Source organism: Streptomyces sp. NPDC046215, assembly GCF_040646215.1.
GTDB classification, from domain to species: domain Bacteria; phylum Actinomycetota; class Actinomycetes; order Streptomycetales; family Streptomycetaceae; genus Streptomyces; species Streptomyces stramineus.
In genome coordinates this window covers 1-11,668 of record NZ_JBEYZW010000042.1, presented here as the reverse complement: position 1 = coordinate 11,668, position 11,668 = coordinate 1, and the positions used below count along the sequence as shown (strand labels likewise).

Sequence of the window (11,668 nt, the reverse complement as noted above, 5' to 3'; positions counted from 1 at the left end):
GGGTGCGCCGCGGCGGAGGTCAGTGGTGCGAGGCCAGGGGCAGGGCGGCGAGAGCGTCCGCGGGGCGGGTGCCGGCCAGGAAGGCGGTCAGGCGCTCGGGGTGGTAGAGCGCGTGCATCGGGTGCGTCCGGCCGCGCAGTGAGGCCAGCACGGCGCGGGCGGTCACCGGTGACTGGGCGAATCCACCGGTGTTGTGGCCGCCGGTGATGACGAACAGGCCCGCGTCGGCAGTGGGTTCCGCGTGGTAGAGGCCGAGGGAGGTGGCGGTCCAGGGGCGGACGCAGTACTTGAATCCGTAGTCGTCGTCCCGGTGGGCGGGGGCGAGCGGGCCGGGGCGGTCGGGGAAGAGTCGCTCGACGGTGTCGGCGATGGCGGCCCGCATAGCGGTCAGCTGCCGTTCGTCGGCCTCGGTGGTGGTGCCCGTGTAGCCGTAGCCGGAGCCGACGATCAGGACCTCCCTGCCGTCGCGGTCCACTGCCACCGTCACGTTGGCGTCCTCGGTCACGTGCCCGCGGCGTCCGACCTTCAGCGAGTTCCGCAGGGGCGCGGAGGGGTTGCTGACGCGCATCCAGCCGCCCAGCACACCATGGATCTTGCCCTCGCAGGGGGTTCCCCGCAGCAGCTCGCCGCCGTACACCCCGGGTGACGCGACGACGTGGGCGCCCGGGGGGATGTGTACCGCGCAGTCGAAGCCGGTCACCGTCCCGGAGGCGTCCCGGCGCACCCGCGACACCTCGGTGTTCCAGTGGAAGCGGACGCCCCGCTCCTGGAGCCGGGTGACGGCCCGCTCGGTGAACTTGTGGACGTTGAGGGTGAAGCCGGGCACGAGGAAGCCGCCGGCCAGGGCGCCGTCGCGCAGCGGTGCGGCCAGGGCGGGAGCGGCGCGGGCCAGCTCGTCGGGCGAGAGCTCCGCGAGTACGGCGCCGAGGGCGCGGTGGCGGGCGAGGGCGGCCTTGAGGTGGGCCGGGTCCGAGTAGACCCGCAGGATGCCGTCGGTCAGGACGACGCCGTCGAACAGCCCGGGCAGGCGGTGGCGCAGCAGCGTCCACTCCTCGGCGGCCTCGGCGGTCAGGGAGAAGATGTCGTCGTTGTACGCGCGGGCCAGCCAGGAGGGGACGCTCTCGAACTCCGCTATCCAGGCGTGCTCTTCGGGCGTGAGGGACCAGGCGTCGCGGGCGAGCCAGCCGTGCCGTTCGACGGGCTTGCGAAAGTGGTCCGGGGGCGGGCCGTGGAAGTCCTGGTTGTTGTAGCTGTCCATTTCGGTGAAGGTGAACATCCGTGCGTCGTCGCCGGCGTGGGTGCACCCGTACGCCTCCCAGCCGGCGCTGCCCGGCGCCGGGGACCGGTCGAGGACGGTCACCCGGTGGCCGTGCTCGGTGAGGTACAGCGCGGTGACGAGGTTGACGATCCCGGCGCCGACGAGGAAGACCTCACCCGGCCGCCCGCCCGCCGGGGTGGCCGCGCGGGTGGTGGGGCGGGTGAACGCCGCGTGCCGTTCGCAGTGGGCCAGCGCGGTGGCGATCGCCTCCAGGCCGTCGCCGTCGCGGGGGAGCTCGGTGAGGCCGGGGCCGGTGTCGTCCAACGGGTACCGGGGAGGGGCGCCGGAGGCGTAGGAGAGGAACGTGGGCCCCGGTGCGTTCCGCGACCAGCTGCGCAGCGTAGGGCCGTCCGGCCGGTGCGAGGTGATCAGGGCGGTGGCACCGTGCGAGAGGAGGGCGTCGAGCAGTTGTCCGCCGGGGGCGGTGTCCAGTAAGGGCGCGTGGATGATGTTGCCGGAGCGCAGGAAGTCCGAAGTCCCCAGGTCGGCGGTCGGAAGGGTGAGCAGAATCTTCATCTCGCTGGCATTCCTGTTCTGGCTGTCGGTGTGCGATGAGGTCCTGTCGTTCGAGCTGTCGGGTGGGCAGGCGTGGGTGAGGGACCAAGGGGGAGGGCCGCGTTCCCCGGGGCAGGTGTGCGGCGCGGGCCGGCGGTCGGGCCCGGCCGGGCGGGGTGGTCAGGGCCGGGCGTCGGCGAACGGAAGGGGCCGGCGCCGCATCCGCAGCTGTGCGTGACCGTGCGCGTCGTGGGAGATGCCGGTGCCGGTCCAGCCGTCCCGGAAGGCCCGTTCGAGCTCGTCGGTGGCCGAGAAGGCGATGGTCTTCTCCGGTGACTCGCCGGCGGTGGGCCACTGCGCGGGACTGGGGCGGTAGAGCAGGAACCGCAGGCTGCCCCCGAACTTCCGCACGAGGTCGACGGGCTGGAAGCCCGCCTCGATCAGGGTGCGCACGCCGTGCGGATTGGCCGGTGAGCTGGTGGCGAAGAGGTGCCGGATGCCGGTGTCCGCCAGGTCGGCGAGGGCGCGGACGTTCAGCCGCCGGGCCAGGCCGTGGCCGCGCCACCCGGGCAGGACCGCGACGGTGTCCCAGTGGGCGACGCGGTGGTACTCGGCCGGGGGCAGCGCGGTGTCCTTCGCCAGGTTGAACGCGCGGTCGCGGGGAAAGTAGACCATCCGGTAGGCGACGGTCTCGCCGCCGTGCGTCACGCCGTAGCAACGCCCGCCGTCCGCAAGGCAGTACGTGATGAATTCGGGGGTGCTGGTCCGGAAGACGGATCGGTCGGGCAGGGCCGAGCTGACGCGCTCCTGGAGGTCGAGCAGCGTCCCCAGGCTCTCGGGGCCGAGCCGGCGGACTTCGAAGGTCATGCCCCTCCCGCCGCGGACACGAACGCCGAGATCAGCGGGTCGGTCCGGTCGCCGACCCCGTCGACGGGCAGCTCCGGGTGCCACAGGACGCCCACGGCCCACTCCTCCCCCTCGCGTTCGATCGCTTCGACGAGGGAGTCGTCGGCGCGGGCCGTGACCCGCCACCGGATGCCACCGGCGGTCTGCTCCCCCAGGCCCTGGTGGTGGTACGAGGTCACCTTCAGGGACCGTTCCCCGTAGGCGCGGGCGACCGTGCTGCCCTCGGCGAGGGTGACGGCGTGCTGCGAGGGCTCCGTGAGCGAGGCCCGGTGCGGGACGAGTCCGCCGGTGACGTCGGGCACGTGGGGGATCAGCGGGTTCCCGGTGGCGGCGTAGAGCACTTGCGCGCCGCGGCAGATGCCGAGGGTGGGAAGTCCCGCGTCGATCGCCGCTCCGGCGAGCTCCAGCTCGAAGGCGTCGCGCCGGGGGTGGTAGGTGTAGCCGGGCTGCCGGCGGGTGCCCCGGCAGTACGCGGGGTCCATGTCCTCGCCGCCGGTGAGCAACAGGCCGTCGAGCGCGGCCAGATAAGGCGCGCAGAGACCGGTGCCGGCGCAGGGAATGACGAGGGGCAGCCCGCCCGCGCGGGTCACCTGCTCGACGTATCCCTCGTGAATGCTGTGACTGCGGAGGGCCGGGCGAAAGCGGGAGGTGATCCCTATCCGCGGTTTCATGAGCGCCGCCGTGGACGGCGGGCCGGAACCACTTCGGCCGGATATTTCGCCCCGTCTTTTTCCGAGGCTGCGCGCATTGTCTCAACTCCCCCTGAAATCGAGCACACGACGAGCGGTATTTCCTGGGCCGCCGAGTCGTCACCGACCCGTTCCCCGGCAGGATTTCACCACGCGACCGGACGGCACGCTATCCGACCTCCGACGGGTCACGCAAGATCAAGAATTGGGCCGGTGCGACGGCAGCCGCGCCGGCCCGGGCGGGAGAGATGCGCCGTATCAGATATTAGGTGCCCATTCCATCCACTTCGCTTTGATGATCGATACTGCCCCCCCTCGACAGCGGCCGGTCTTGATCATTGACAAACCCGGGATCGGGTCAGCATCCTTGTCGGGTTCAGCGATCAGGCGGCTCGCGCGCGATCGCCACCACCGGACCCGGCACAGCGGAAATACCCGTACGGCACGCATGAATTCGGCCCTGCGGAAATCAGCATTCCCGGCCGATCGGATTCCCCGGCCGTCCGTTGCCTGAAGCGCCGATGCGGCCGGCGCGATGGATGCGGTCGATGCGGTCGATGTGGAGAAGAGCTCCGGCGCCGTCTCGTCTTTCCGCCCGCCTCGTGCACAGACTCGTCCGGAGCGGCGCTTGGCGCCTCCGCTCCGCACAGACCGGACATCGCAGGGACGCGATGCCCCTACGGGAGAGGCATACCAGTGGCCAGTCGCTCCGTCCGCACGCCGAAAGACCTCTTAGCCAACAAGCTGATCGACGAAAGCGACCTTCCGGCGATCACCGAGGTCGCCCAGCGCTACGCCGTCAGCATCACACCGGCCATGCAGGACCGCATTTTCGAGGCGGATGACGCGGTGGGCCGGCAGTTCGTCCCCACCGGCCTGGAATTGGCCGGTACCCCGGAGGAAAGCGAAGACCCCATCGGGGACATCCCCTTCACCCCCGTCAAGGGAATCACCCACCGCTATCCCGACCGGGTGCTGCTGAAGCCCGTGCACATCTGCCCGGTCTACTGCCGCTTCTGCTTCCGCCGGGAAGTCGTCGGACCGGGCGACCCCATGCTCCGGGACCAGCACCTCGAAGCCGCCCTGGACTATATCCGGGAACACCCCGAGATATGGGAAGTCATCTTCACCGGCGGCGATCCCCTCATCATCGCGCCGGCCAAACTGCGTCCGATGCTGGAGGCACTGGACGCGATCGAGCACGTGAAAGTGATCCGCTTCCACACCCGGGTGCCGGTGGTGGACCCCGGCCGGGTGACACAGGAGCTGGTCGAGGCCCTCCGGTTCACCACCCCCGTCTGGGTCGTCGTGCACACCAACCACAGCCAGGAGATCGGCGACGACGCCCGGACGGCCCTGGGCCGCCTCGTCGACGCCGGCATTCCGCTCGTCAGCCAGACGGTACTGCTCAAGGGGGTGAACGACACTCCCGAGGCCCTTGAGGATCTCTTCCGCACCCTCGTCGTGAACCGCGTCAAGCCCTACTACCTGCACCAGGGCGACCTCGCGAACGGCACCTCCCACTTCCGGACCACGATCGCCGAGGGCCAGGACATCATGCGGAATCTGCGCGGCCGCGTCTCCGGAATGTGTCAGCCCACCTACGTGCTCGACATCCCCGGCGGTCACGGCAAGGTGCCGATCGGCCCGGTCTACCTGGCGGGCGACGCCACCCGGGTCACCGACCCGTGGGGCGAGGAGCACGCCTACCCTCCCCCGCCCGCCGGATCGTAGGGGCGGGCGGATGACCAGCCGATCGAGCCGGACGATCCTCTCGAACCTCAACAGCGACACCATGGCCGACCACCCCACGGACCGCTACCTGCGGGCCATGGCCGTACCCACGCCGCGGATGCTGTGGGAAGCGGAGCCGGGCGACTGCGTGGTCGTCCTCGCCCCGTGCGACCCGGAGTTCCGCGCGTACGTGGCGCGCACCGTCCACCTCGATCTGGACCGGGTCGACATCGTCGCACCGCCCGAACCCGCCACGGCCCACCCGCTGGACGTCGCCGCCGGGCTCGGCGCGACCGGGCTGCTCGCCGACCGACCCGTACTGGACCCGTTCGCCCTGGACCGCCCGGTCCTGGACTTCGTCCGCCGCACCGGCATGCGGCTGCACCCGTACCCGGCCCACCCCGGTGACGCGACGCTGGACATGGTGCGCCGCGTCAACACCAAGAGCGGCATCCGGGAGACCGTGACCGCCCTCGGGCTGCCGGTCGCCGACGGCGGATTCGCCGCGACCCGCGCCGAACTCGTCGAGAAGACCGTCGCGTTCCTCGGCGACCACCGCGCCGCCATCGTCAAGCGGGACCGGTCCTCGACGGGCTTCGGGAACGTGGTGGTGCGGGCCGGCGCGCGGGCGTCACGGGAGCGACGGGTGGAGGAGGCCGTCGCCGACGAACCGGACGACGGCCGCGGGTGGGTCTACGAGGAGTTCCTGCCCCTCACCGCCTCACCGAGCATGGAAATGATCGCCGACGAGGACGGCGTCAGCGCGTACTACAGCTGTGACCAGCGGACGGTGAACAACGCGTGGACGGGAATGGTGACGCCGGCGGCCGAGAGCCCCTGGTCCCCCGCGCTGCACGAGGCCGCCGTGGTCATCGGGGACTGGCTGCGCGCCCGGGGCTACCGCGGCGTCTTCGACGTCGACTGCGGCACATACGACGGCGGGTACGTCGTCACCGAGGCCAACGTCCGCACGACCGGCGGCACCTACCTGGAGAAGCTCGCCCGGCGGCTGCGGCCGGGCGGCTCCCCCGTGCACTGGCGCGCCGACGGGCGGCTCGCCACCGGGAACCTGCGCTTCGGCGAAGCCGTGCGCCGGCTCGCCGCCGCTGGGCTCGACGACGCGTCCGCCGCGACGCGCGCCGTCCTCACCACGAACTCCCGCGACCTCGACGGAAAATGGCGCTATCTCGTCGTCGGCGATGATCCGGAATCGGTCGCCGACGCGGAGCGGATCGTGGAGGATGCGCTCGGGATCTGATCACCCCGCACCCCGGATCACGGTGCGGGGACACCCGCCCCGCACCGGTACACGTCACGAAAGGCCGAGAGAAACGCCATGCCCGACGAGCGCAGGCCGGCCCCGGCGGTGGCCGGCCCCCGGCAGTCCCACCGGCGCTGCCGGTTACCCGGCCGTTCGGTGGCCGGATGAGCGGCGTCATCACGCGACAGCAGCGCGGGCTCCTGCCGCTGCTGATCGCCTCGGTCCTGTGGGGAGTGTGGACCACCGGTGAGAAGTACTCACTGGGCGGGCTCTCCGTCGTCACGCTGCTGGCCATCGCACTGGCCGCGTCAGCGGGGCTGCTGTGGACGATCCTGCTCTGCAAGGGCCACGAGCGGCCGAGCAGGAGCCAGCTGAAGCTGCTCGCCCTGCTGGGCCTGTTCGAACCGATGCTGGGCTACGGGGCGATCGGCCTGGGCCTGGCCTACATCGACGCCACCGAGGCCGCCCTTCTCGACGGCACCGAAGCGTGTTTCATCGTCGCGCTGGCGGCCTTCGTCAACCGCCGCCTCCCGACGGGACGGGCCGTGGCGGGCGTCGTCCTGGCCACGGCCGGCGTCGCCCTGCTGGGCGGCCCGAGAGCCGACCTGGGGCTTTCCGCCGGCTCGCTGCTGGTGCTCGGCGGCTCACTGGCGGCGGCCATCGCGACGATCATCGCCGGCCGGGTGGTGCTCGACATGGAGCCCCTGGTGGTGACCGCCTACCAGTTCGGCTTCGGCCTGCTGTTCACGCTGCCCCTCCTGATCTGGCAGTGGGGCACGAACGGCTCCGCCCTCACCGCTTCGGTCCGCTCCAGCCACTGGCTGGTGGCGGCGGTGGTGTGCGGATGCGGCCTGGGGGTCGCCTACCTCCTCTACAACCACTCCATCACCCGGCTCTCCGTGAGCGCCGCGGGGATCATCCTCAACATCATCCCGGTGTTCGGCGTGGCCGCGGCGATCGTCTTTCTCGGGGAGAGCATCAACGCGTGGCAGTTCATCGGGGCCGCGCTGATCGTGGGCGGGATCTTCCTGTTCTCCGAGGCGGACAAGGACGAATGACGGGTGCCCCGGCGGCCCCCACGGGCGGACGGGCACCCGGCTACAGGTGCCGCGCCAGCAGGCCGGCCACGTGGGTGACGGTCCGGTCCGCCAGGTGCGGCCCGATGAGCTGGACGCCGAGCGGGAGACCGTCGCAGGTGTGGCCGAGCGGGACCGTGGCCGCGGGCAGGTGCACGGGGGCCGCGAGGTTGAGCCAGGTGGTCTGGTCCCAGTAGCCGCGGCGCTCGCCGTCCACGGTGATATACCGCTCGGGGACGGGCACCCCCGTCTGGTCCGGCACGGCGGCCGTCGGCGCGGCCGGGGTGACGAGGATGTCGATGTCCGTGAAATAGGCCGCCCACTGCCTCCGCAGGCGCCGGCGCTCCTCGTTGGCCAGCAGCCAGTCCCGGTGCCGCATCGTGCGGGCCCGCAGGTAGGCCGCCCGGGGCGAGCGGTCGTCCGCCGCCAGCTGCCCGGCGGCCGCTTCCTCGGTGGCGAACGCCTCCGAGGAAGCACCGGCCGAGGACCCGGCGAACATCAGGGACTGGAAAAGGCGGTCGGAGTCGCCCAGATGGACCGGCCGCGTGGAGTCGTCGACCCGGGCACCGCGCTCCCGCAGGGACTTGGCGACCTCTTCGAGCAGCGCCCGGGTCTCGGTGTCCACGCGGCAGTACGGGTCATCGGCCCAGATGCCGACGCGGTACGCGTCCAGCCGTTCGTGGCGGGGAGCGGGCAGCTCCAGCCGCCAGGCGACGCCGTCGTCGGGTGACGGGCCGGCCAGGACGCCGAGGGCGAGGTCCAGGTCGGCCGCGCTGCGCGCGAGGGGGCCCAGGGTGAGCATGTCGGAGGTGGAGAGCCAGCCGGGCGGGCGCGGGATGTGACCCCGCGTCGGGACGATGCCGTAGCTGGTGCGCAGGCTGTGGACACCGCAGTAGTGGCCCGGCAGCCGCAGGGACCCCGCGAGGTCGCTGCCCAGGTCCAGGGGGCTCAGGTGCGCGGCCACCGCCGCGGCCGGGCCGCCCGAGGAGCCGCCGGCCGAGCGCTGCGGGTCGTGCGGGTTGGGCGTGGTGCCGAACAGCGGGTTGCCGGTCTCGATGGCCTGGCACATCGTCGGTGTGTTGGTCTTGCCGAGGATCACCGCACCGGCGGTGCGCAGCCGCGCCACGGCGTCGGCGTCCCGGCCGGGTATGTGCTCGGCCAGCTCCACCGCTCCGCAGGTGGTGCGCAGCCCTTCGGTCTCCAGCGAGTCCTTGACCGTGACCGGCAGCCCGAGGAGCGGCCCGCCGGCGCGGCCGCCGGCGCGCCGCCCGTCCGCGGCGGCGGCCGCGGCCAGGGCGCCCTCGGTGTCGACGGTGACGACGGCGTTGTACTCCGGGTGGCGGGCGATGCGCTCCAGGTGCGCGGTGACCAGTTCGCGGCTGGAGACCTCGCCCCGCTCCAGGGCGTCCAGTTGCTCACCGGCGGAGAGGTGCGTCAGGTCCATGAGGTGGTGACTTCCTGTTCGGCGCGTGAGGTGGCGAAGTGCGCGGCGATGCGGAGCAGCGCCCGGACGTCGTCTTCCGGCGTGCGGACGTCCTCGTGGGTCTCGGCGTCCGCGTACGCGGTGGGGGTGTGCGGGGGCTCCCCGCGGGCGTGGGCGGCGAGTGCCGCGTGGAGCTGGTCGGCGGTGACGGCGTAGGCCAGTTCGGTGCCGGTGCGGCCGGCGGCGCGGTGGCGGCGCCCGGCCGCCTCCCGTACCGGCTCGTCCAGGTGGTGCCGCAGGGCCCACTGGCCGTCCCGGATCTCCACGGTGCGGCGGTACAGGTGCCAGGTGGTGTTCCACAGGCGCAGCCGGTCCGCGGCCGGGTGACGGGCGGGCTGGAGGGCGATCGTGGGCAGAGCGCGGTGCATCGCCTCCCACAGCGGTGCCAGGGCGCGGTAGTCGCGGCGCGCGCGGGCCCAGGCCCGTGCGCGCGGCACGACGTGCACCGTCAGGGCCGGAACGAAGAACCCGGTGAGCACGAGGGCGTTGCCGCCGTCGGCGCAGATCCACGCGAAGCTCTCGGCGGCGCGCGGCGGGCGGTCCGCACCGAGGGCCGCGGCCCGGACACCGGCGAGCCGGACGGCGCTGTAGCCGAAGGTCAGCACCGCGCCGGCCCCGACGACGTACAGCCCGCGGGCGACCCACCGCTGGTCCGTGCGGCGGGCGGCGACCCAGCAGCCCGTGGCGAGGACGGCCTGGCCGAGGGCGTAGGCGCAGATGTAGAGGGCGAGGTACGCCTGGTAGACGCCGGTGTGGAGGTAGGCGGCGGTGATGCCCTGCGGGGTGGTGGTGGGACCGGAGGAGGGGAGCTGGAGGAACAGGGCGGTCAGCGCCGCGACGACCACGGCCCCCGCCGCCAGGCACGCGCGGCCCCACGTGCGCGCCTTCTCCGGGGGCAGCACCCAGTAGGCGAGGGCGACGGGCTGGAGGGACACCTGGGCCACGACGGTCGCGAACGCGGCGAGGATGCCGGCGGCGGGGAGGCCGGTGGTGTCCCCCAGCGTCTTCCAGACCGGTGCGAGGGAGACCAGGAAGGAGAGGGCGCAGAAGCCGTAGACGCCGACGAGCGCGGCCAGCGCCCGGTCCTGGCGCAGGTGCCGCGGCGGGCAGAGCAGCAGCAGGAATCCGGCGACGGCCAGGGCCGCGCAGACGGGATGGAGGAGTTGCTGCACAGGCCTCTTACTTCCTGTTGCGCAGTAACGTATCTGCCACGCGGTCGTGGCCTTCGGCACCGCGGCCGGGGCGGTGGACGTGGCGCTGGAGGTAGGAGCCGATCAGTTCGGCCTCCCGCTCGTCCTGGTACGCGTAGTCGCTGCGGCCCAGCATCATCTTCACCGCGGCCGGGTCGAGGGTGGTGATCAGCCGGTCGGTCATCGGCTTCCGCGGCGGGAAGGCGCGGCTTCCGTGGTGGTCGTAGAGGAGGATGTGGGCCACCTCGTGGGCGATGATGTGGTCCTGGTGGGCCCGGCTGGTCCGCTCGTGGACGAAGATGCAGTCGATGCCGTCCATGGTCCGGACCCACATGCCGCACACGCCCTGCGCGCTGTCCACGGGGGCGGGGGCCAGCAGGATCCGGTGGCCGGAGCGTTCCTCCACCGCGGGCAGCAGCTCCCGGATGCCGCCCGCCGCCGGCAGGCCGAGATCGCGGACGAAGCGGCGGCAGTCGCGCTGTGTGGTGTCCCTGCGCCTCACTGGCACAGCGGCCTCCCGAGTGCCGTGAGTTGATGCTGCGTTGCAGAGTGTCAGATCTCCGGCGGCAAGGTTAGCCGAGGTCGATCACCCCTGTCAGCCGGGCTCCGCGCCGCCGGGCCCCCGGCACCGACCGCACCGCCCTTCCCCCGTACGAGTGATGGACGGGGAAAGCTCGTCGGTATGACAATGACGGAGATATCCGGATGAGCGCATATTCGTGCTCATAGGTCGGGAGGATCACCATGGTCCGTCGCAGCATCGCCCTACGTCTCGCGCTCGCGGGAGCGTTGGCCCTCGGGGCCACCGGGCTGGCCCAGGCCGGCTCCGGCACCGGCTCTCACGCACAGGCCCGCGCGCTCGAACCGGCCTGCCCGCCCCCGGGCGGAGGCACCTGCTACTTCGAGTGGTACGACGCCTCCGGAAACCGCACCGTCGAGCTCAACCCCCAGATCGGTGCCTGCTACAACACGAGCAGCGCGGGCGCCGTCCGGGGAACCAACAAGACCAACCGCACGGTCCACCTCTGGCCGACCGGCAACTGCTCCGGCAGCGCGACGGCCCTCGTCGGCTCCGGCCTCTCCTGGAACGACCCCTCCCACCGCTACTACTCCTACCGTCCCATTCGTTGAGTACCGTCGGTTCCGGACAGCGGCGCACCGGAACCTGACGGGGGGAAAGCTCGGTGGAGGACGGCACGGGGCACGCCCCCGGGTTCGCGGTGGCCACCGGAGCCGGCGGCGCCCCGGCGGGGAGCGCGCGGGAGCGGGAGCGGGCCGTCGCGGTGGCGCTGGAGGGGCTGCGGGAGATCCGGCGGCTGACGAACACCCGGGCTGACGATCCCCTGTCGGTACCCGCCGCGTGGGAGCGGCACCAGCCGGTCCGTGCCGTGGCGCTGGTCCTGGAGGCCGCCGGGATCCCGCCCTCGGCCGGGGGGGCGGGCGGGGGGGCCGGCGCGGCCGGGGGGCGCGGGGGCGCGGGGGGGAGGGCACCCGGCGGTACGGCCGTCACAGGTAT

General features: G+C 72.6%; 10 protein-coding genes and 1 pseudogene. 5 read left to right on the top strand and 6 right to left on the bottom strand.

Features of this window, described 5'->3' with window-relative positions; translation table 11 throughout:
• Window positions 1-19: 19 nt before the first annotated feature.
• The 3 genes from ABZ951_RS19380 to ABZ951_RS19370 form a co-directional block, all read right to left on the bottom strand.
• Window positions 20-1,834: an FAD-dependent oxidoreductase gene (locus ABZ951_RS19380; protein ID WP_344091887.1), complete on the bottom strand. Its 1,815-nt coding sequence runs from the start codon at window positions 1,832-1,834 to the stop codon at window positions 20-22.
• 159 nt (window positions 1,835-1,993) lie between these two features.
• On the bottom strand, window positions 1,994-2,680 hold the full coding sequence (locus tag ABZ951_RS19375) for a GNAT family N-acetyltransferase (RefSeq protein WP_344091885.1): 687 nt from the start codon (window positions 2,678-2,680) through the stop codon (window positions 1,994-1,996).
• Window positions 2,677-3,390, bottom strand: a complete 714-nt coding sequence (locus tag ABZ951_RS19370; protein WP_344091883.1) for a gamma-glutamyl-gamma-aminobutyrate hydrolase family protein — start codon at window positions 3,388-3,390, stop codon at window positions 2,677-2,679. Before ABZ951_RS19370 ends, ABZ951_RS19375 begins: the two co-directional genes overlap by 4 nt.
• 714 nt (window positions 3,391-4,104) lie before the next feature.
• On the opposite strand from ABZ951_RS19370, the gene ABZ951_RS19365 reads away from it, so the two are divergent.
• The 3 genes from ABZ951_RS19365 (at window position 4,105) to ABZ951_RS19355 (ending at window position 7,461) form a co-directional block, all read left to right on the top strand.
• On the top strand, window positions 4,105-5,142 hold the full coding sequence (locus ABZ951_RS19365) for a lysine-2,3-aminomutase-like protein (protein WP_344091881.1): 1,038 nt from the start codon (window positions 4,105-4,107) through the stop codon (window positions 5,140-5,142).
• Between the two features lie 10 nt (window positions 5,143-5,152).
• The gene (locus tag ABZ951_RS19360; protein WP_344091879.1) at window positions 5,153-6,400 is read left to right on the top strand and encodes a hypothetical protein; all 1,248 of its coding nucleotides are present in this window, start codon (window positions 5,153-5,155) and stop codon (window positions 6,398-6,400) included.
• Between the two features lie 167 nt (window positions 6,401-6,567).
• Window positions 6,568-7,461 (top strand): DMT family transporter, encoded by an 894-nt coding sequence (locus ABZ951_RS19355; protein ID WP_344091877.1) that lies wholly within the window; start codon window positions 6,568-6,570, stop codon window positions 7,459-7,461.
• A 40-nt stretch (window positions 7,462-7,501) separates the two neighbouring features.
• Here ABZ951_RS19355 and ABZ951_RS19350 read toward each other — a convergent pair whose 3' ends face one another.
• From ABZ951_RS19350 to ABZ951_RS19340, 3 genes are read right to left on the bottom strand one after another with little or no spacing between them, the layout of a single operon-like run.
• Complete coding sequence (locus tag ABZ951_RS19350; RefSeq protein ID WP_344091875.1) at window positions 7,502-8,923, bottom strand: amidase; 1,422 nt, start codon at window positions 8,921-8,923, stop codon at window positions 7,502-7,504.
• A complete protein-coding gene (locus ABZ951_RS19345) occupies window positions 8,914-10,134 on the bottom strand; it encodes an MAB_1171c family putative transporter (RefSeq protein WP_344091873.1) in 1,221 nt (406 codons plus the stop codon). The genes ABZ951_RS19350 and ABZ951_RS19345 overlap by 10 nt, the downstream gene beginning before the upstream one ends.
• A gap of 7 nt (window positions 10,135-10,141) precedes the next feature.
• Window positions 10,142-10,660, bottom strand: a complete 519-nt coding sequence (locus tag ABZ951_RS19340; RefSeq protein ID WP_344091871.1) for a hypothetical protein — start codon at window positions 10,658-10,660, stop codon at window positions 10,142-10,144.
• Between the two features lie 236 nt (window positions 10,661-10,896).
• On the opposite strand from ABZ951_RS19340, the gene ABZ951_RS19335 reads away from it, so the two are divergent.
• Window positions 10,897-11,283, top strand: coding sequence for a hypothetical protein (locus tag ABZ951_RS19335; RefSeq protein WP_344091869.1), 387 nt, complete (start codon window positions 10,897-10,899; stop codon window positions 11,281-11,283).
• A gap of 53 nt (window positions 11,284-11,336) precedes the next feature.
• Window positions 11,337-11,668 (top strand): annotated as a pseudogene (locus ABZ951_RS19330) (hypothetical protein); the annotation flags it as partial.

What these genes read in the sequence shown, in the direction of transcription:
- ABZ951_RS19380 (WP_344091887.1), bottom strand. Translation starts at nt 1,834, where the DNA reads ATGAAGATTCTGCTCACCCTTCCGACCGCCGACCTGGGGACTTCGGAC.
- ABZ951_RS19375 (WP_344091885.1), bottom strand. Translation starts at nt 2,680, where the DNA reads ATGACCTTCGAAGTCCGCCGGCTCGGCCCCGAGAGCCTGGGGACGCTG.
- ABZ951_RS19370 (WP_344091883.1), bottom strand. Translation starts at nt 3,390, where the DNA reads ATGAAACCGCGGATAGGGATCACCTCCCGCTTTCGCCCGGCCCTCCGC.
- ABZ951_RS19360 (WP_344091879.1), top strand. Translation starts at nt 5,153, where the DNA reads ATGACCAGCCGATCGAGCCGGACGATCCTCTCGAACCTCAACAGCGAC.
- ABZ951_RS19355 (WP_344091877.1), top strand. Translation starts at nt 6,568, where the DNA reads ATGAGCGGCGTCATCACGCGACAGCAGCGCGGGCTCCTGCCGCTGCTG.
- ABZ951_RS19350 (WP_344091875.1), bottom strand. Translation starts at nt 8,923, where the DNA reads ATGGACCTGACGCACCTCTCCGCCGGTGAGCAACTGGACGCCCTGGAG.
- ABZ951_RS19335 (WP_344091869.1), top strand. Translation starts at nt 10,897, where the DNA reads ATGGTCCGTCGCAGCATCGCCCTACGTCTCGCGCTCGCGGGAGCGTTG.